We start from the raw sequence: 20,083 nt of genomic DNA, 5'->3' as shown, positions 1-20,083 counted from the left end.
GTCTCAGGCCTTCGCCGGCGGCATCAAATGTATTGGTTTAGTGTCGTCGTTGACAACATAGTTGCCAAGCAGCCACAGAGAGACTTCCGCCGCTTCCGCTGGCGTTGCGAACTCGAATGTCCCGTTATGATGGGGAGCATCGAGGAAATCGATCGTCAGTCCGCGGCCGGTGCCCGAATCCTTGGCGTGCGCGCGACCGGGCTCGATCAGGTGGACGCTGAAATGATTGTGCAGGCTGCGCATGAAGCCGGCCTTATCGTCATGCAGGCGGACGAACACCGCCTGACCATTCGCTGTGATCTGCAATTGTCGGATGGCTTCGGTCGGAAAGGCACGACCGAATTCGAGGATGGCAAGGCCGGTGTCGTGCAGGCCGTCTTCCTTGTTCTGCGATGCCATGCGCGTGGCGAAGAAGGCGAAAAAGACGACGATCGCAAACAGTATGCACCAGACGACAATACCCACGGCAACTCCCCCTGATATGCAAATCAAGTGCTCGACCATCTCCATACACGCCGAGACTTGCGCGAGCTTGACGTATTTTAGATTTGCTTTGTGATTGATGCCAGCGCCATGCGCATCTGCCGGCGCCATTGCGGCAGCAGCAGGGAGCGATCAAACAGGCCGGATCCGAGCCTCTGCGCCTTCTTCAAGACCGGCTCCGCGAGGGTTGCCGGCAGAAAGGCCGGAAACACCGCCGGCGGTATGGTGCCCGCCGCCCTCGCCTTGGCCAGATGCTCGCGACCAAGGCCGGCAAATGCTTCGATCGCGGCCGAAATACGCGCCTTGTCCTCGCCTGCGAGGAAGGTGCTGCGATCAAGGCCCGTCGCGGTCAGGATTTCGAGCGGCAGGTAAAGCTGACCGCGATGGCGGTGCAGCGGCATCAGCAACAGCAGGCCGGCAATCGCCTGCGCGACGCCCGCATGACCGGCCGCATCAGCCGAACGTCTAGCCTCCTCCGGCGACAGAACCAGGCTTGCAAGCTGAATGAGGGCCGAGGCGGTCTCGCCGGCATAGCCTTCCAAAGTGACGCGCGTCTCCATCGGATCGTCATAGAGATCGAAGATGCGCGCATCGATCATGTCGATCAGCGTCTGACGCGGTAGCCGGTGCTGCTCGATCGCAATCAAAAGCTCTGAGGCGATCGGATTGGCTTCGCTCGATCCGTGGGCCTGCCCTTCGAGAAGATCGCGCCAATACTGCATGCGCACTTCGCCGGGCAGCGGCTCGTGCACGAGATCGCGCACGCGTGCCAGCTCGGCATTGAAGGCATAGAGCGCGGCAAGTGCTGGACGTTTCTCCTCCGGTGCCAACAGGCAGGCAAGGTAGCGATCGCGGTCGGTATCGCGAAGCGTCGCGAGGCAGATATCCCGATTGCCACGAGGCGCAGCTGATGTCGTCATGCTCACGATCCGGAGGTCAAACGGCGATCAGCGCCGCGGCCACCGCACGCGACTCGGACAGCATGATATTGAAGGTGCGAACCGCCGCCCCGGTGCTCATCGGGTCGGAAGAAATCTGTCTGGCGCGCAGGGCTGCTTTCAGATCAGCCGGCAATGGCCGCAATTCCATGCCGGTGCCGACAAGCAGGACTTCGATCTGTGCTGCCTCGTCGAGCACCTTCTGGAAACGGTCCGGCGTCAACGCGTCCCCCAGCATCATGTCCCAGCCATAGATGCCCGAGGGCAGGCAGAGCAGCGAGCCGCGATGCGACATGTCGGCAAAGCGGAAACCGCCGTTGCCGTAAGCGTCGATCGGCGCGCGCCCCGGAAAATGCGCGCTACGGATTTCTATACCTTTTGCCAATGTATCACACCGCTGGTTTGCCTGACTGGATGTCGCCGGCCGCAGGCCCATTGCTTTGGCTGCCGGTCTGGAACTTGTCCGGACGCAGCTTGAACAGGATCAGCACGGGCGCCGCAATATAAATCGACGAGAAAGTTCCGACTGCGACGCCGAAAAGCAGCACGAAGGTGAAGGCACGGATCACCTCCCCGCCGAATATATAAAGGGCCAACAGCGCCACAAGCGTCGTCGCCGATGTCAGAATGGTCCGCGATAATGTCTGATTGATGGAGGCATCGATCAGGATCGGCAAAGGCATTTGCGGATAGCGCCTGAGATTCTCGCGCATGCGGTCGTAGACGACCACGGTATCGTTCAATGAATAGCCGACAATGGTCAGAATGGCGGCGATCCCCGTCATGTTGAATTCCATGCCGGTGAGGACGAACAGGCCGAGCGTCAGGATGACGTCATGCAAGGTCGCGATGATCGCGCCGACTGCAAACTGCCACTCGAAGCGCAGCCATATATAGACGAGAATGGCAATCAGCGCCGCCAGTACGGCAAGCGAAGCGGTCGTCGTGATCTCCCCGGAGACGGCGGGGCCGACCACCTCGACGCGGGAGAAATCGTAATCCTTGTTCAACTCCTCGCGCACGAGGGTCACGGCCGATTGCTCGGCATTCTCGCCGCCTTCCTGGGCATGCACGCGGATCAGCGCGCTCAGCCGATCGTCGAGCCGTTCGACCCGCACGTCGCCTGGAATCGCGTCCTGCAGGCGCGATTGAATATTCGCCAGATCCGCGACACCCTGCTTGGCGCGAACCTCGATGATCGAGCCGCCGGCAAAATCGACGCCGAGATGCATGCCGACCGTCGCAAAGGCAAGAAGCGTGACCACCGACAAAGCCGCCGATACCGTGAAGGTGTAGCGGCGAATGCCCATGAAACGGATATTGGCATTATCGAAAATGCCGCTTCGCACGCCGACCAGCAAGGTGCGCGGCTTGCGGCGCGATATCCACATGGTGATGAGCGAACGCGTCACGAAGCAGGAGGTGAAGAAGGTGGTGAAAACGCCGACAATCAGGGTCGCGGCAAAGCCGCGTACGGCGCCGCTGCTCGCATAGAAAAGAATGGCCGCGACGATGAGCACGGTCAGGTTGGCGTCGGCCACGGTGGCGGCAGCCCTGTTGAAGCCATGGCGCAGCGCATCGACGAGAAGATGCGTATTCTTTTCCTCCTCGCGAACCCGCTCATAGATCAGCACCACCGCATCCAATCCGATACCAATGGTGAGCACGATGGCGGCAACGCCCGGCAATGTCAGCGTGATGCCGAACAATCCCATGATCGCCACCACCATGATGATGTTGATGACAAGCGCGATCGTCGCCACGATACCGAGGATACGATAGAAGCCGATCATGAGCACGGCGACGAAAATTGCCGCCGCGATGCAGGCAAGGACGCTGTAGCGCGTCATCTCACCGCCGAGGCCGGGCTGGATGGTCCGCTCCTCGACCGGCGTCATTGTTGCCGGCAGTGGCCCGCTCTTGAGCATGACCGCCAGGTCCCGCGCGCCCTGAGCGGTGAAATCCCCGGGGATGTCGATTTCCCCGGTGGCGATCACCGTCTTCAAGGTGGCAGCGGAGATGACCTGATCGTCGAACACGACGACGACAATTTTGCCGAGATTACTTGCGGTCGATTGCGCGAAGCGGCTGGTCGCTTCCTGCGTCAGCTTGACCGAGATCTTACCGTCATTGCTCTGGCCGTTGACGGCGGCCAAGGCGTCGGCGAAGTCGACGTTGGACAGCAAAGGCTGCCTTTGCACGAGATAGCCAACCGGCGGATCGTCTTCGGAAAACAGCACGTCCGACCCGGCGGGCGGGCGACCGTTCATGGCGTCCTGAACCGACATCGATTGATCGATAAGACGGAAACTGAGCTTGGCAGGCTGACTCAGAAGGTTCTTCAACCGTTGCGGATCGGCAAGATCAGGCACCTGCACGAGAATACGATCGGCACCCTGTCTGCGGATCAGGGGTTCGCCCACGCCGAGCTGCGCGATACGGCTGCGAATGATCCTGAGCGCCCGCGCTACCGCGGAAGACACATGATTATTGATATCGGCATCGGTGATATTAAGCGTCATCGCGCCGTTGTCGCCCTGGGAAAGCGCAACAGCCGGCTTGTCCGAACCCGAGGTGAGCGGCTTCAATGCATTGACCGCAGGCTGAACCTGCGCGGGATCGTTGATGCGGAGCTCGATCTTGCGGCCGGTTCCGGCGAGGCCGGAATAAGCGATGTTCATCGTGCGGAGCCGGGTGGCAATGTCTCCGACGATCGTTTCCAGGCGGTCCTTTTCGACATCGTCCCGCTCGATTTTCAGCAGGAGATGGGAACCGCCGCGAAGATCGAGCCCGAGCTCGATCTTTCTATGCGCCAGCCAGGCCGGAAGAGAGGAAAGCGCACGCTCACCGAGCAGGTTCGGCGCAGCAAGAAGAACGCTCGCGAGGACGGCGAACCAGATCAGGGTGGTCTTCCACCAGGAGACGTGCAGCATCGCTCTCTCGAGTTTGGGCTTCCCTACTGCGCCCCGCTTTCCATAGGGATTGCGAAGGGCGCAGTAACACCTTGAATTTGTGCACAGTCCTTCAAGAAAGTCGATCCCGATTTTCGAGGACGCGCACCAGCCAGCCGAGCTGCCTGCACACGAGAAGCTTACGCCGCGTCGGCCTTGACGGGCTCACCCTTGACGCGAACTTCCGAAATGGCGCTACGGACGACGCGGATGCGCACGCCTTCGGCAATCTCGACTTCGAGTTCCTTGTCGTCGATGACCTTGGTGACCTTGCCGACAATGCCGCTGGTGACGATCTGATCGCCGCGGCGAATGTTCTTCAGGATTTCGTCGCGCTTCTTTGCCTGCGCACGCTGCGGACGAATAAGGAGGAAATACCAAACGACCATCAGCGGCACAAACAGGATGATCATTTCAAAGCCGGAACCGCCGAAGGCGCCCGCGACCGAATCTGTCGCGCTTTGCGCATATGCGTTGGTGATAAACATCAAAAACTCCCTTGAACTCCTTGCGGGGACGGTGCCCGCGTCAGGTGGCCGGAATATAGTTAGGCGCATGGCGATTGCAACACAAACAGCCATGAACCGTACCGTTTTCCCGGCCTCTTAGCCTTTCAGCCCCGGAAGGAGCATGATACGCGGCAATACAGCGCGCGCATTTTACGACTTTCTTGAACAATATTCAGGAGGAAAACGGTGAGTGAAGACCAAAACGCCCTGATCCTTGCGGAAGTCCGCCGCCTTGCCGACGCGCTCGAACGTCTGGCCGGGCCGGCTCCGGCAATCAACGACTGGAATGCGGCCGACTGTTTCGTCTGGACCCCTGCCCGGCTCCATCTGCAACCCGTTGCGCGGCCGAACCGCGTGGCGCTTAGCCTCATTCGCGGCGTCGATCACGTGCGCGATATTCTTCACGAGAACACATTGCGCTTCGCGGACGGCTTTGCCGCCAACAACGTCCTGCTCTGGGGCGCGCGCGGCATGGGCAAGTCCTCTCTCGTCAAGGCGGTGCACGAGGATGTGCGCCGCGCCACCGGCATCTCGCTGAAACTGATCGAAGTGCACCGCGAGGATATTTCCTCGCTGCCGGTGCTGCTCGACATTCTGAAGGCGACGCCGCATCGCATCATCCTCTTCTGCGACGACCTGTCCTTCGATCACGACGATACCGCATACAAGTCGCTGAAGGCCGCACTTGACGGCGGTGTCGAAGGACGGCCCGACAACGTGCTGTTCTACGCCACATCCAACCGCCGACATCTGCTGCCGCGTCACATGATGGAGAATGAGCAGTCGACGGCGATCAATCCGTCCGAAGCCGTGGAGGAAAAGGTTTCGCTTTCCGATCGCTTCGGTCTCTGGCTCGGCTTCCACAAGTGCAGCCAGGAAGATTATCTGCAGATGATCGACGCCTATGCCGATCACTTCAAGCTCAAGCTGGATCGCACCCAGATGCACCACGAGGCTTTGGAATGGGCGACGACGCGTGGTGCGCGGTCCGGCCGCGTCGCCTGGCAATATATCCAGGATCTGGCTGGACGATTGCGCATCATGCTGGAACGGGACTGATCCGAGACATTAAGGCCCCCGAACGACAAAAAGCCCGGTGATAGCCGGGCTTTTTGCAGACTCCTTGAGACGCACTACCTATTCAAGGAACGTCATTGGGTTGACCGGAGCCGAATTCTTGCGGACTTCGAAGTGCATTTGCGGCTGGGTGACGTTGCCGCTCATGCCCGACGTTGCGAGCGTCTGGCCGCGCTGAACCTTCTGCCCGCGTGTGACGCTGAGCGCGTCGGCGTGACCATAGACAGTCACCGTGCCATCGTCGTGACGGATCAGAACCGTGTTGCCGAGCTCCTTCAGGCCATTGCCTGCATAGATGACAACGCCGTTCTCGGCCGCCTTGATCGGCGTTCCCTCAGGAACGGAGATATCGATACCGTCGTTACGGCTGCCGTTGACGTTGGCGCCGTAGCCGGCAATGACCGCGCCGCGAACCGGCCAGCGATACTTGCCGATGCCGGTTGCTTCCGGCGCGTCGGCCTGTGCATCGGACTTTGCGGCGTCGTTGACAGCCTGGCTCGGAGAAGCGGAGGCGACCACCTGCGGCTTGGCGGCAGCGGCATCGGGTGCCGTATCCGCGTGGGCGACGGCCTTCGGCGCCTGCTTTGCCACCGGCTCCGCTGCCGCCTGCTTCGGCTCTGCAACCGGCTTGGCGGAAACCTTCTGCGGCTCGATCGAAGCGGTCTTGACGGGGTCGGCCGCAAGCGCTCCATGCGGCAGCGTCAAAGTCTGGCCTATGCGAACGCCATCGCCGGCCTGCATGCCATTTGCCCGCTTGAGCTCGGCGACGGTTACGCCGCTTTCCTTGGCAATCCTGGCCAGCGAATCACCTGGCTTGACAACATAGGTGCCCTTCGGCGTCGGTCCCTTGCCGTTGCCGGCAGCGAGCTTGTTGGGATCGGCAAGGCCTGCCTGAGACTTGCCGCGCATCTGGCCGTTGGACGGCAGCGCAAGGACTTCCTGTTGCGGCGCCTTGGCCGGGCCCGGCATTTTGCCGCCCTTGGAAAGATCGGTCGCCTCCGATGCCATCTTGGCCGGGCTGGCAGCGCCTGCACCGTTCATGGTCGGTATAATGATCTGCTGGCCGGGCTGAGCGCCGGCGCCGTTGCGCAAGCCATTGGCGCGCAGGATTTCCTTCTCCGGAACACCATAACGGCGGGACAGCAGCGCGATATTCTCGCCCGGATGCAACGTCACGCTCGGAGCATTGACGGTGGTCCAACCCGAGGACGGCTGAGGGGCCGAAGCGGTCTTGATCGTGCCTGTCGACAATGTGTCCGGAGCAAGAGCCGGCCTGGCGCGCGAGCCATCATTCCTGCGCGACGACGGGAACGGCTGGGTGAGCGCTTCGTTTTCTGCTCTGGGTGCCGCATGCGGGCGAGTCATGTCGGCAGACGCACCGGGAGGCGCCAGATCGGAACGCTGGATCGCGACGGGCGCCGTGGACACACGAGCACTGGAATAGGATGGGTTATAGCGAGCCGGCGAATTCGGGTAGGGTTGCGTTGCCGGTGCGCTCGACTGCGAATAATCCTGCTGGCCATAGCCGCCGGCCTGCGCGACATCGGCTCGCGGCACCGGATCGCCATTCGGACCATTCAGGCTGCGACGGTTGATGGAACCCGTCGTCACATTATCCGTGTTCTTGGAGAAGAGCCCGCTGAAGCGGGTCGTGTCTGAACTACAAGCCGTTGCAGTACTCGCCAGGAGGATGGCCACCAGGACTTTCCCTGCCGATTTACCGAAGTTTGAAGAAAGACTGAAACCCATGACTCAACCCACTTAAGACGCAACCGATTATGGGTCGATTAAAGCGCGTTAATCTTACCATGCGGTTAAAGCACTGGTGCGGCATGTGTTTTTTTGAGGAATTGCTAACCATAGAAAATGAAACAGCGGGCCGGCGGCCCGCTCTCCATCCTCATCGATCAAAATTGGGCCTCAAAGATAGGAGGCGAGCATCGGCACGATGGGCTGATAGGGAACGTCGAAGAGTTCTTCGCGCTCAAAGCGGCTGCCGGTCTTGGTCAGGCGTACCAGGCGGCAGAGACCATCGGACACGATCAGCGGCGCGATCATGGATCCGCCCGACACCAGCTGCTCGGCATAGAAGCGCGGCATGGCCGTGAACGCGGCGGTCACCAGGATTCGGTCGAAGGTGCCCTCGCCCTGCAGCCCGGCGCTGCCGTCGGCCTGCCGAATGATGACGTTGCGGAGCCCGAGCGCATCCATGCGCTGCTGCGCCGCCGTCGTCAGCGTCTTGTAACGATCGACCGTGAGGACCCGCTCCACAATCCGCCCCATGACGGCGGCGGTGAAGCCGCTGCCAGTTCCGATCTCGAGAACGCGGTGGCCCGGCTTGATCTTGAGGCCGTGAAGAATCCGGACGACAAGATCCATGCCTTCCATGAAGGCCCCGCATTCGATCGGGATCGTCCGGCTGGAATAGGCATCATCGACAAATTGCGGCGGCACGAAAGGCAGGCGCGGCGTCTGCTCGACCGCCGTCATCAGATCGATATCCAATATGCCTTCTGCCCGCAGCCGCAGAACAACGGCTGCAAAGCCTTCCTTCTCGACCAAACGAGGTGTCAATCCGCTACTCCATACCGAGCGCCCGCGCCACGCGGTCCTGCGCCGAATAATCCGTCAAATCGAGTTTCAAAGGAGTTACCGAAATACGATTTTGTTTCAACGCCTGAATATCGGTACCCGGACGGAACACGCCGCTGCGTTCGCCGAATCTCAGCCAATAATATGGGAAGCCGCGGCCATCCGCACGCTCCTCCACTTGTATGTTGAAGGCGAGATTGCCCTGCGCCGTCACTTCCGTCCCTGCGACCTCGTCGGGGCGGCAATTCGGGAAATTCAGGTTCAGGAAAGTACCGTCGGGCAAATCGATATCGATGAGCTTGCCAAGCAAGGCCGGAGCATGCGCCTCGGCTACTTCCCAAGGCACGACGCGCCCGCCGTTCTGATGGACATAGGCTTGGCTGAGGGCGAAAGAACGCACACCCTGCAGCGTCCCCTCGATCGCCCCGGCGATCGTTCCGGAATAGGTGACGTCGTCTGCGACATTCGAGCCGGAATTGACGCCCGAAAGCACCAGATCCGGCTTGATGTCCAGCACCTGCCGGATGCCCATGATAATGCAATCCGTCGGCGTTCCCCGCAGCGCATAGTGCTTGTCGGAGACCTTGCGCATCCGCAAGGGCTCGGAAAGGCTCAGCGAATGAGCAAGGCCACTCTGATCGGTCTCGGGTGCGACGATCCAGACATCGTCCGACAGGGCACGGGCGATACGCTCCAACACAGCCAAGCCTTCGGCGTGAATACCGTCATCATTGGTCAGAAGTATGCGCATCGCCCCACCGCCTGATTTATGCTGCTTTCTCGATCCTTGTCACACCACCCATATATGGCAGCAGTGCGTCCGGTACAGTGACGGAACCATCGGCGTTCAGATAATTCTCGAGGACGGCGATCAGGCAGCGGCCGACGGCGGTGCCGGAGCCGTTCAGCGTGTGAACGAACTTCGTGCCCTTGTCATCCTTGCCACGGTAGCGTGCATTCATGCGCCGGGCCTGGAAATCGCCGCAGACCGAGCATGACGAGATCTCGCGATAGGTATCCTGTCCCGGCAGCCAGACTTCCAGGTCGTAGGTCTTGCGCGCGCCGAAGCCCATGTCGCCCGTCGATAGCGTCATGACGCGATAGTGCAGGCCGAGGCGTTTCAGCACTTCTTCGGCGCAAGCCGTCATGCGCTCGTGCTCGGCAATCGAGCTTTCGGCATCGGTGATCGACACCAGCTCGCACTTCCAGAACTGGTGCTGACGCAGCATGCCGCGCGTATCGCGGCCGGCGGAACCGGCTTCCGAACGGAAGGACGGCGTCAGCGCCGTGAAGCGCAGCGGCAGCTTTTCCTGATCCAGAATTTCGCCGGAGACCAGATTGGTGAGCGTCACTTCGGCAGTCGGGATCAGCCAGCGGCCGTCCGTGGTCCTGAACAGGTCCTCGGCGAATTTCGGCAATTGGCCGGTGCCGAACATGGCCTCGTCGCGCACCATCAGCGGCGAGCTGACTTCAGTGTAGCCGTGCTCGCTCGTATGGAGATCAAGCATGAACTGGCCAAGCGCACGCTCGAGGCGCGCAAGCTGCGACGTCAACACGGTGAAGCGCGAACCAGAAAGCTTGGTCGCGCGCTCGAAATCCATATAGCCGAGCTCTTCGCCGATCTCGAAATGCTCCTTCGGCATGTGGTTCCAGGTCGGCCTGGCGCCCCAGGAATGCTTGACGACATTGTCATGCTCGTCCTTGCCGACAGGCACATCCTCAAGCGGGATATTCGGAATGCGCGACAGGGCGTCGTTGAGCTCGGCCGTCAGCGTGCGCTCCTCCTCCTCCGCAGCCGGAAGCGAAGTCTTGATGTCGGCGACCTCGGCCTTCAGCTTCTCGGCAAGCTCGGCGTTCTTCTGCGCCATGGCCGCGCCGATCTCCTTCGAGGCGGCGTTGCGCCGGGACTGCATATCCTGGACTGATTGAATGACGGAGCGGCGCTTCTCGTCGAGCGCAATGAGGCCTTGCGACAGAGGCTCCGCGCCGCGCTTGGCAAGCGCTGCATCCAGAGCCTCGGCGTTCTCACGAATCCATTTGATATCAAGCATCGTCGTTCCAGATCGTTACACATGACTGCGGCTCCAACCGAAATATCGGTCGGAGATCGATCCGGCAAACCCTCAGGGGAGAACGATCCTCGCCCGTCGCTCAGACATTATCCGTCTTGGTGACATCGGACGTCTCGTCATTCTCCTCAAGCGTCTGCCGTGCACGCTGGCGTTCCACGAGTCGCGCCGCGTAGATGGAAATCTCGTAGAGAAGGATCGTCGGCACTGCAAGGCCGATCTGGGACATCGGATCCGGCGGCGTCAGCACGGCGGCTATGATGAACGCGAAGACGATCGCAAACTTGCGCTTTTGCGCCAGCCACTCCGATGTCAACAGTCCGACGCGCGCCAGCAGCGTGGTGATGACAGGCAACTGGAAGACAAGGCCGAAGGAGAAGACCAGCGTCATGATCAGGCTCAGATATTCCGAGACCTTCGGCAGCAGCGCAATGCCGATCTGACCGTCGGCTGGCGCCTGCTGCATCTTCAGGAAGAACCACATGACCATGGGGCAGAAGAAGAAATAGACGAGCGCCGCACCCATCAGAAATAGAACGGGCGACGCGATCAGGAACGGAAGGAAGGCAGAGCGCTCGTTCTTGTAAAGGCCGGGCGCCACGAACTTGTAGATCTGCGCGGCGATGATCGGGAAAGCGATGACCAGCGCGCCGAACATGGCGACCTTCACCTGGGTGAAGAAGAATTCCTGCGGCGCCGTATAGATCAGCTCGGCCTTGCTAAGATCGAGACCGGCCCAGACGACAGCCCATTTATAGGGGTAGACCAGATAGTTGAAGAGGTGTTTCGCCACGGCGAAGCAGCCGATGAAGGCAATGAAGAACGCCACCAGCGACCAGATCAGCCGCGAACGCAGTTCCATGAGGTGTTCGATAAGCGGCTGCGGCTTATCGTCGATATCACCCGTCATGCCTGGTCCTTCTTCTTCGGCGTTGTCTTACTGGCTGTAGCGCGCTTCCTGGGGGCAGTGGCGGGCGTTTCCTCAGCAGCAGCGGCTACCGCCACCTTGCGTGGCGCACGTTTCGGCTTTTCCGCAACGACGGAGGTCTGCACGGCGGCGGCAGCGACATCATCCGCCTTGGCCCGCGGTTTGCGCGCAGCCTTCGGCTTGGCGGTTGTTTCGCTTGCAGCGGCAACCGATTGTGGAGGGGGAGCAACCACGGGCGCCGGCTCGTTCGACGCTGGGATCGTCGAAAGCGCTTCCGGCAATCCAGCCGCGACACCGGGCACCGGTTCGTCCGTAACAGACGTTGCGGTCGCGGGTTTGTCCATCGTCGTCGAACGCTGCAGATCGGCTTTTATCTCGTTGCCCATCTGCCGCAACGGGTTCATGGCTTCCCGCAACGAATTGACGGGATTGAGCTTCTGGGCATCCGAGATCGTCTGGCGCACATCGTCCAACTCTGCCTCGCGCATCGCCTCATCGAACTGTGCACGGAAGTCTCCCGCCACTTTTCGGGCGCGCGCGGTCATCTTGCCGATTGTCCGCAATGTTGCCGGCAGCTCCTTCGGGCCAATGACCACAAGTGCCACGATGGCAATAATCACGAGCTCCGACCAGCCTATATCGAACATGCAAAGGCTCCTGGGCCAACGGCAAGCCTTTCAGCCCGCGCCCGCCCGACTTGATTACTTCGTTTCGTCAGCCTTGTGCTCGACCGTGCGGGACGTCGTCGTCGCCGCCGGGGTCGGCTGCGCCGAAGTATCCTCGTCGTCGTTCATGCCTTTTTTGAAGCTCTTGATACCCTTTGCGACGTCACCCATCAGCTCCGGGATCTTTCCACGGCCGAACAACAACAGCGCGATGGCCAGGACGATGAGCCAGTGCCATATGCTTAGAGAACCCATTGCGATAACTCCCAATTTTTGCGTCTTCTCGATGTAAGACGTTTGCGGATGTTTTTCAAACACCAAAATGTACTGCATCCACGCATATCGATATGCCGAACGCCGTTGCGGCGACCGAACGTCTCCAACCCGAGAGAATGATTTTCATATTCGCACCGGCTAATGGCAAAAGAGAGACGCGCCATCAGTTTCGAAAAAAAGCCGGCCTTGCCGCGATCGCCCGTTGAAATGCCATTGCTTCTGGCTCAATCGCCGGAGTTTGCGCCGCTCGGCGGCAGAAGACCGAGCTCTTCCAGGTCCATCTGCGTGATGGGATCCTCGTCTTCGGTGAGCTCGTCGCTCATCAATGGCGACGGGATATTGAAATTGGCGGGGATGCGTCCGGACAACAAGCCCGCTCCCTTCAGCTCTTCGAGACCCGGCAAATCGCGCAGCTCTTCCAGGCCGAAGTGATCGAGGAAGTCGCGCGTCGTGCCCAGAGTCACCGGTCGGCCCGGCGTACGGCGACGGCCGCGGAAACGAACCCAGCCGGCTTCCATCAGGACATCGAGCGTGCCCCTGGAGGTCTGCACGCCCCTGATATCCTCGATTTCGGCGCGCGTCACCGGCTGATGATAGGCGATGATGGCCAGTACTTCGAGGGCGGCGCGGGACAGTTTCCGCACTTCGTTCTCATCGCGCCGGATCATGAAAGAGAGATCGGCTGCCGTCCGGAAGGCCCAGGCTCCTTCAATCTGAATGAGATTGACGCCACGCATGGCGTAATCGGACTTGAGCTTCTGCATCAGGGCGGGAACATCGACGCCAGGCGCGACACGCTCGGCAATGAACGCCTCGGAAACCGGCTGAGCCGAAGCGAAGACCAGCGCTTCGGCAACGCGCTCGGCGTCGCCCAGACGGCGCTCATCTACCTCGGGCGCCGCTGTCTCGTATTCCATCCGCGGCTGGTCTTCGTCAGGATCGGTCACGCTCGCTCCCTGCCCTATTCCGCGGCTTCAAGTGAGGCGTGCTTCGGCCCGCGCCGCATGTAGAGCGGCTGAAATGCGCCCTCCTGCCGGATTTCCAGCTGCCCTTCGCGCACCAGCTCGAGCGAAGCCGCAAAGGCGCTGGCGATGGCCGTCGCACGCTCGCTGGCGCTCGTCATGTAACCTACCAGATAATGTTCCAACGCGGTCCAATCGGTGATTTCACCAATCATCCGGTCCAGGATCACGCGAGCATCCGCTAGAGACCAGACGCGGCGCTTCTCGATCGTCACCTGGGTGACAGCCTGTCGCTGGCGTAGTCCGGCATAGGCACTCAGAAGATCGTAGAGACTGGCATCAAAGGCCGATTGGCGCCGATCCGGGATGTGCTCCGGCGCTCCGCGGGCAAATATATCGCGACCGAGGCGATTGCGATTGACGAGATCCGTCGCCGCATCGCGCATCGCTTCAAGGCGCTTCAGGCGGAAGGCGAGCGTCGCCGCCATCTCCTCACCCGTCGGTCCGTCTTCCTTGCTCTGTTGCGGAATGAGCAACTTGGATTTGAGATAGGCAAGCCACGCGGCCATGACCAGATAGTCGGCTGCAAGCTCTATGCGAATGCGCCGGGCGCTGTCGATGAACAGAAGATATTGCTCGGCAAGCGCCAGCACGGAGATGCGCGACAGATCGACCTTCTGGGTGCGGGCCAGATGCAGCAGCAGATCCAGCGGTCCTTCAAAGCCGGCGATATCGATGACGAGGGCCGGATCATGCGAGCCGCGTTGCGCGTCGCTTTCCTGCCACAGCTTGTCCATCGGCATTGCCGTCTGCTGAAACTTCTCCGTGCCGCTCACCTTGTTCACCCGTCAGATCCTCGGAGTTCGGTCTAGGCCACTGCAAACATAGCGTCGAATTCGGCGCGAATCGACGTCTCGTCGGCGCCATCATCTTGACCGAAAGCGGCTTCCACCGCCTTGGTCCGCGCCAGCGCCGCGCCGGTCAGTGGCGGAACGTTGCGCACGACCTGCTGCATCTCGTCCATAACGCCATTGCAATGCAGCACGATATCGCATCCGCCCGCAACAATATTTGCAGCGCGCTCGCCGATCGTACCCTTCAGTGCATTCATCGAAGTGTCGTCCGACAACAACAGGCCCTCAAAGCCGATATGGCCACGGATGATCTCCTCGATTACCTTGCGCGACGTCGTCGCTGGGTTCGTCGGATCGATATCGGTGAAGACGACATGGCACGTCATCGCCATCAATTCGTCCTTTAGTGCGACGAAAGGCATGAAATCATGCGCCTCGAGCTCAGCGCGCGGAACAGAGACGACGGGCAATTCGTGATGCGAATCGGCAAAGCCACGGCCATGGCCGGGCATGTGCTTCATCACGGGCAGGACGCCGCCGGCCTTGAGACCTTCGGCCGCCGCACGCCCCATCTCCATCACCGTTACGGGATCGCCGCCATAGGCGCGATTGCCGATGACATTGCTGGAACCCTCGACCGGGACATCAAGCACGGGCAGACAATCGACATTAATACCGAACTTCAAAAGATCGAAGGCATGCAGCCTGGACATCAGCCAGGCTGCCCGCAGGCCGCGCTCACGATCCTGACGATAGATATCGCCTAGGGCCTGGCCGGAAGGATAATGCGGCAGGATCGGCGGGCGGATGCGCTGCACCCTGCCCCCCTCCTGGTCGATGAAAACCGGCGCGTCACGCCCGACACTGTCACGCAGGGACGCAACCAGATCGGCGATCTGGGCCGGCTCGGAGATATTGCGTCCAAACAGGATGAAGCCCCATGGCTGTTCTCCCTGATAGAAGGAGCGCTCTTCGGGCGTGATGGCATGGCCGCTGCAGCCAAGGATCATGGATTTCGATTCGGTCATGCTCGAATCATAGAGACTGGCGCCGCGAAACGCGAGCGGCGTCAAGCCGGCATTCACAAAAACCGAACGGCGCAAACGAAAACGGCGGGATGAACCCGCCGCTTTGCCGAGAGACTGAAGCCAGATCCCTTATTTCGAAATCAGGCAGGTGCCGCCAGCGGTGCGGTAGCGCTCGCAGATGGCTGCGGCCTCGTCCTTGGAACCGGCGACGACGCGGACGCGATAGTAGGTGCCCTTGCCGGCGATATCGGCCTTGCGGATTTCCAGCGGATGGTTGCCGATGACACTGGCGAACTTCACCTTCAGGTTCGCCTGCGACTTCTGCGCATCGGCCTCGGACGGCAGGGAAGCAATCTGCACACCATAACCACCAGCGCCGACGGTCGCGGCAGCCGGAGCGGCCTGGCGAGTTGGCGCCGGGCTTGCCGAAGCGACCTGCTGCGGCTGAGGCTTGGGCTGCGTCTGGCGAGGCGCAACGGCGGCGGGCGCAGGTGCGGCGGCAGCGGTAGCGGTTGCCTTGGCCGGTTCTGGACGAGCGGTCGGAAGCGGGGTCGTCTTGACGACACGGATCGGCGTGCTTTCGGCGCTGGCAGCGTCGCCATCGGCGGCGGCCGGCGGCGTATTGGCGGAGGTCGGCGGCGTATTCGTGGTGGCCGGACGAAGATCGGCCGATGCAACCTGGTTGTTTGCTGCCGGCTTTGCCGCAGCTGTTGTCGTGGTGTCGACGGCAGGCTCGTCACGAGCAACCAGAGAACCGTCAGGCTTGACGATCATCGTCCGGACCTTGCGCGGCGATACCGCCGGCACCTGACCGTCATCATTGGCCGCGACATTCGCGTTGCCGCCGTCCTGATTTGGAAGCAGGCGCGGATCTTGGGTTTCACCGACGGGGGTCGACGTCACCTGATCGCCACTATCGTCATCCGGAGATACGGATTCCGGAATGAGGGTCTTCTGCACCACATCGACCGGCTGCTCGTTGGAGGAGACCAGCTCCTTCTGCTTCGGCGCTGCGGTGCCGTCGCCGGCGACGCGGTCATAAACGGCCTTGTCCTGATTGGGGACAACGGTGCCGCCTGGATTTTCCGGAGCCACCTTCACCGGATTGGCATCGGCGGTAATCACGCGCGGCTCGCCGGAGAAGTTGGAGATCGGCGATCCGTGACGGACCCAGCCGTAGACGCCGTAAGCGCCAAGACCGAGAACGGCGATGACGGCCGCGGCTGTCGCCAGGTTGCGCACCGGACGCGCCGGACGACGGTTGGCCGCCGCCGGGTTCAGCGTCATCCGGGCAACATTCTCGACCGGAGTGGCGGCTTCGCGATAGCTGCGGCGGAAATCCTCCTCCAGCGCACGCTCGAATTCATCGAATTCCTCGATCGGCTGTTTGGCAACGGCCGCAGCGGGCTGGGCCGCCGTGCTCTTCGACCAAGATGCTGCGGCGGCAGCGCCGCCGAACGCGGCACCAGCGGCGGGCTTGAACGGCTCCGATGCTGCTTCCTTGGCCGGCGTGCCCAGGAGGCTCGCCATCTCGGAATCGATGTCGAAATCATATTCCGGCGGAACGACGACCGGCTCTTCCGGCTCGATCGCCGGCAGATGCGGAACATGCGATCCCTCGAAGTTTTCGACGCGCTCTTCCGTATCGGAAATCTCGGTCGGATCGAAGGGCAGCATCTGATCGGCGTCGAACGCCGGAGCAGTCATGCTTGCGGCGGGCACGACGGGGATCGGTGCGGCCTGCACCGGCTGCGGCGCAACCGCGGCGGCTAAAGGAGCGACAGGCGCCGGCGCAACCGGCGTGGCGCGTGAGACGATGGGTTCAATTGCCGGCGCAGCCGGAACCGGTTGTCTTGCAGGAGCGGATTTATCGGCCTCGGCAAAATCGAGACCGGCAAGTTCCATCTCGATATCCGCGAGATCGAACTCGAAATCCTGACCGGCAAACGGATCCTCGATATCAAAGGTGATCGGTTGCGGCGCCTCAGGCTGCGGCGCAGTCGCGGCAACCGCCGGCGCAGCGGCGTGTTCTGTGAACGAAGAACCGAAATCACCGAAGCTGGGTTCCGCCTTCGCTACCGGATCATTGCTTCTCGGCGGAACGGGATAGCGATCCACGTCGGCCAATAGAGCATCGATCTCCGCCGAAAGGGCGGCCGCGTCAACGGTCCGCACCTTGGGCGATGCAGGCACATCGACCGCCGGGGTCGGCTGATCAGCGACAACGGGCTGCGGCTTGTAAGTTTGATACGCAGCAGCAGTTTTGGCCGGCTCGAAATCGAATGCCGTGTCGACCTGGCTTGTTTCGGGCAGCACAGGAGCCACCGGGGCGGGCTGCTCGCGCGGCACGGATGGGGATGCAAGCGTAAAGTTCGCAAGCGGCAACCGCACGGTCGCGGCAGCGGACTGCGGCGTCGGCTTGACGACCGGAGGCGCCGGCGGCGGATCGAGTCGTGGCGGAGGCGAGGCCATGACCGCCTGCAAAGCCGGCGCGATCGACATTTCCAGCTCGTCGATCAGATCGCGCGCACCCATTGTAGGCTTGACCGGGGCCACAGGCTGCGGCGGCTCTTCGAACTTGGGTTCGGCTCGCACCGGTTCGGCAGGAGGCGAAACCGGAGCCTGATTGGAAAGCACCGGCTGCTCCGGCGGAACAGAAATGTCATTTGCCGGACTCATACGAGGCGTATCGTAACGCTCGAATTCGCGAAGAAGCTCGTCCTCGAGATTGAAGGCGGGCTCCTGCCGCTGAGCCGCGGGAGCTGCCTGAGCAGCAGGGCGCGGCTCAAAACCTACGATACGCGCGAGTTCTGCGAGCGGATCATCATCCGCAAAGAACTCGTCGTTTCCGCTTGCGCGATACGCCAACTGTTTTTCTGCCATCACCGTTCCACTCGAAAACGCTACAGTTAAATGCCAGCGCAATGTGGGTAAATGGTGACGTTTATCGCATTTCGTCCGGTGCTGCGGTCCCAGTTATACCAAGACCTGACTTCAAAACCGACGCGACAGCGTACACCAGCCCAAGTCTGGCAATGCTCAATTCTCGGTTCTTATCGTTAACAAATCGTAATTCAGGTAAATCTTTACCTTTATTCCAGTGTCCATGGAAGGAACTTGCTAGATCGTAAAGGTAAAAGGCGATGCGATGAGGCTCCTGCGACTGTGCCGCAGCTTCAACGATTCGCGGGAATTCCGCAATCTTGGCGACCAGCTGTAGTTCAGCCGGATCGGAGATCACGCCGGCGACCGCCTTGGCCAGGTCGAGCGATGCAATATCGAGGTCGGGGAAGGCTTCCTTGGCCTGCCGGAAGATCGACATGCAGCGAGCATGCGCATACTGCACGTAGAAGACCGGATTGTCCTTGGACTGTTCCGTGACCTTTGCAAAGTCGAAGTCCAAGGGCTCGGAATTCTTCCGATAGAGCATCATGAACCGCACCGAATCGCGGCCGACTTCGTCGACGACTTCGCGCAGCGTGACGAAATCGCCCGACCGCTTCGACATCTTCACGGGCTCGCCATCGCGGAACAGCTTGACCAGCTGGCATAGAAGCACCGTCAGCTTCGCCTTTCCCTCCGATACCCCACGCGCCACAGCTTCGAGCCGCTTGACGTAGCCGCCATGGTCGGCGCCGAGAATATAGATCATCTCGTTGAAGCCGCGATCGAACTTATTCTTGAAGTAGGCGACGTCGGCGGCAAAATAGGTATAGGAACCGTCCGACTTGATCAGCGGACGATCGATATCATCGCCCACTTCCGTCGAGCGGAAGAGCGTCTGCTCGCGATCTTCCCAATCTTCAGGCAATTGTCCCTTCGGCGGCGGCAATGCGCCCTTGTAGACATAGCCCTTGAAGGTCAGGTCGTTGATCGCAGTGCGAATCAGGGCCGCGCCATTGGCGTGCAGCGTGCGCTCGGAGAAGAAGACGTCATGGTGAACGTTCAAGGCTTCGAGATCCTGGCGGATCATCGCCATCATCGCGTCGATGGCCCGATCCTTGACGATGGGAAGCCATTGATCTTCCGGCATGCCGCGCAGCTTCGTGCCGAATTCCTTGGCGAGCGCTTCGCCGACCGGAACCAAATAGTCGCCGGGATAAAGGCCGGCCGGGATTTCGCCGACCGGCTCGCCGAGCGCCTCGCGATACCGAATGAACACGGACCGAGCCAGCACGTCGATCTGCGAGCCAGCATCATTGATGTAATATTCCTTGGTGACCTCATAGCCGGCAAAACCGAGCAGGTTCGCCAGCGCGTCGCCAACCACGGCACCACGGCAATGGCCGACATGCATCGGGCCCGTCGGGTTGGCGGAGACGTACTCGACGTTGACCTTTTGGCCCAAGCCGAGGGTCGAGCGACCGAACCGCTCTCCCTCGGAGATCATGGTCGACAAGAGACGCTGCCAGTAGCCGACCGAGAGGCGGATATTGATGAAGCCAGGACCGGCGACCGAAACCTCGGCGACGTCTGCGTCTTCCTTCAGCTTGGCGACGATAATCTCGGCGAGCGCGCGCGGATTGGTGCCGAGCGCCTTGGACAGTACCATGGCCGCATTGGTGGCGACATCGCCATGGCTGGCGTCTCGCGGCGGCTCAACGCCGATACGCCCGAAGTCGAGTTCAGATCGCTTTTCTCTTACAATATCAATTTGCTCGAGAGCGTTCTTAATTCTTGCTTCGAAGTCGGTGAAAAGGTTCATGATATGGTCCACGCATAGCTTGGGCGGGCCGCTGTCGGCCCAACGC

18 protein-coding genes are annotated in these 20,083 nt (G+C 61.1%); 1 reads left to right on the top strand and 17 read right to left on the bottom strand.

The window, feature by feature from the left end; genetic code table 11:
• Nucleotides 1–3: 3 nt before the first annotated feature.
• The 5 genes from GA0061101_RS12710 to yajC form a co-directional block, all read right to left on the bottom strand.
• On the bottom strand, nt 4–465 hold the full coding sequence (locus GA0061101_RS12710; RefSeq protein ID WP_092573678.1) for a hypothetical protein: 462 nt from the start codon (nt 463–465) through the stop codon (nt 4–6).
• A gap of 77 nt (nt 466–542) precedes the next feature.
• Complete coding sequence (locus GA0061101_RS12705) at nt 543–1,403, bottom strand: phytoene/squalene synthase family protein (protein ID WP_047557818.1); 861 nt, start codon at nt 1,401–1,403, stop codon at nt 543–545.
• A 16-nt stretch (nt 1,404–1,419) separates the two neighbouring features.
• Nucleotides 1,420–1,806 carry an Mth938-like domain-containing protein gene (locus GA0061101_RS12700; RefSeq protein WP_037201806.1) on the bottom strand — a complete coding sequence of 129 codons (387 nt, stop codon included), beginning with the start codon at nt 1,804–1,806 and terminating at the stop codon, nt 1,420–1,422.
• A gap of 4 nt (nt 1,807–1,810) precedes the next feature.
• On the bottom strand, nt 1,811–4,354 hold the full coding sequence (gene secDF, locus GA0061101_RS12695; RefSeq protein WP_092573677.1) for a protein translocase subunit SecDF: 2,544 nt from the start codon (nt 4,352–4,354) through the stop codon (nt 1,811–1,813).
• A 158-nt stretch (nt 4,355–4,512) separates the two neighbouring features.
• Entirely contained in the window at nt 4,513–4,860 is a 348-nt protein-coding gene (yajC, locus tag GA0061101_RS12690; RefSeq protein WP_037201801.1) for a preprotein translocase subunit YajC, read from the bottom strand.
• Between the two features lie 207 nt (nt 4,861–5,067).
• On the opposite strand from yajC, the gene GA0061101_RS12685 reads away from it, so the two are divergent.
• Entirely contained in the window at nt 5,068–5,940 is an 873-nt protein-coding gene (locus tag GA0061101_RS12685) for an ATP-binding protein (protein WP_092573676.1), read from the top strand.
• Nucleotides 5,941–6,018: 78 nt separating this feature from the next.
• Here the strand turns inward: GA0061101_RS12685 and GA0061101_RS12680 are convergent, their stop codons facing one another.
• From GA0061101_RS12680 to argS, 12 genes are all read right to left on the bottom strand, one after another.
• On the bottom strand, nt 6,019–7,707 hold the full coding sequence (locus GA0061101_RS12680) for a LysM peptidoglycan-binding domain-containing M23 family metallopeptidase (protein ID WP_092573675.1): 1,689 nt from the start codon (nt 7,705–7,707) through the stop codon (nt 6,019–6,021).
• A 171-nt stretch (nt 7,708–7,878) separates the two neighbouring features.
• Nucleotides 7,879–8,532 carry a protein-L-isoaspartate(D-aspartate) O-methyltransferase gene (locus tag GA0061101_RS12675; RefSeq protein ID WP_037201794.1) on the bottom strand — a complete coding sequence of 218 codons (654 nt, stop codon included), beginning with the start codon at nt 8,530–8,532 and terminating at the stop codon, nt 7,879–7,881.
• A gap of 4 nt (nt 8,533–8,536) precedes the next feature.
• Nucleotides 8,537–9,301, bottom strand: a complete 765-nt coding sequence (gene surE / locus GA0061101_RS12670; RefSeq protein WP_092573674.1) for a 5'/3'-nucleotidase SurE — start codon at nt 9,299–9,301, stop codon at nt 8,537–8,539.
• Nucleotides 9,302–9,317: 16 nt separating this feature from the next.
• Complete coding sequence (gene serS, locus GA0061101_RS12665) at nt 9,318–10,601, bottom strand: serine--tRNA ligase (protein WP_092573673.1); 1,284 nt, start codon at nt 10,599–10,601, stop codon at nt 9,318–9,320.
• A 100-nt stretch (nt 10,602–10,701) separates the two neighbouring features.
• Nucleotides 10,702–11,529 carry a twin-arginine translocase subunit TatC gene (gene tatC / locus GA0061101_RS12660; RefSeq protein WP_037201788.1) on the bottom strand — a complete coding sequence of 276 codons (828 nt, stop codon included), beginning with the start codon at nt 11,527–11,529 and terminating at the stop codon, nt 10,702–10,704.
• The gene (tatB, locus tag GA0061101_RS12655) at nt 11,526–12,194 is read right to left on the bottom strand and encodes a Sec-independent protein translocase protein TatB (protein ID WP_047638024.1); all 669 of its coding nucleotides are present in this window, start codon (nt 12,192–12,194) and stop codon (nt 11,526–11,528) included. Before tatB ends, tatC begins: the two co-directional genes overlap by 4 nt.
• A gap of 54 nt (nt 12,195–12,248) precedes the next feature.
• Nucleotides 12,249–12,467, bottom strand: coding sequence for a twin-arginine translocase TatA/TatE family subunit (locus GA0061101_RS12650; protein WP_037202803.1), 219 nt, complete (start codon nt 12,465–12,467; stop codon nt 12,249–12,251).
• Between the two features lie 245 nt (nt 12,468–12,712).
• Nucleotides 12,713–13,405, bottom strand: a complete 693-nt coding sequence (gene scpB / locus GA0061101_RS12645) for an SMC-Scp complex subunit ScpB (protein WP_037201783.1) — start codon at nt 13,403–13,405, stop codon at nt 12,713–12,715.
• Nucleotides 13,406–13,449: 44 nt separating this feature from the next.
• Complete coding sequence (locus GA0061101_RS12640) at nt 13,450–14,295, bottom strand: segregation and condensation protein A (protein WP_037201782.1); 846 nt, start codon at nt 14,293–14,295, stop codon at nt 13,450–13,452.
• Between the two features lie 23 nt (nt 14,296–14,318).
• Nucleotides 14,319–15,332 (bottom strand): beta-N-acetylhexosaminidase, encoded by a 1,014-nt coding sequence (gene nagZ, locus GA0061101_RS12635; RefSeq protein ID WP_037202802.1) that lies wholly within the window; start codon nt 15,330–15,332, stop codon nt 14,319–14,321.
• 129 nt (nt 15,333–15,461) lie between these two features.
• Nucleotides 15,462–18,215: an SPOR domain-containing protein gene (locus GA0061101_RS12630; protein WP_092573672.1), complete on the bottom strand. Its 2,754-nt coding sequence runs from the start codon at nt 18,213–18,215 to the stop codon at nt 15,462–15,464.
• Between the two features lie 61 nt (nt 18,216–18,276).
• Entirely contained in the window at nt 18,277–20,037 is a 1,761-nt protein-coding gene (argS, locus tag GA0061101_RS12625; RefSeq protein WP_037201778.1) for an arginine--tRNA ligase, read from the bottom strand.
• Between the last annotated feature and the right edge of the window lie 46 nt (nt 20,038–20,083).

Origin of the sequence: Martinezella lusitana (assembly GCF_900094565.1) — a bacterium.
In the GTDB taxonomy this organism is placed as follows: Bacteria; Pseudomonadota; Alphaproteobacteria; order Rhizobiales; family Rhizobiaceae; genus Rhizobium; species Rhizobium lusitanum.
This window is presented reverse-complemented; position numbering and strand designations above follow the sequence as displayed.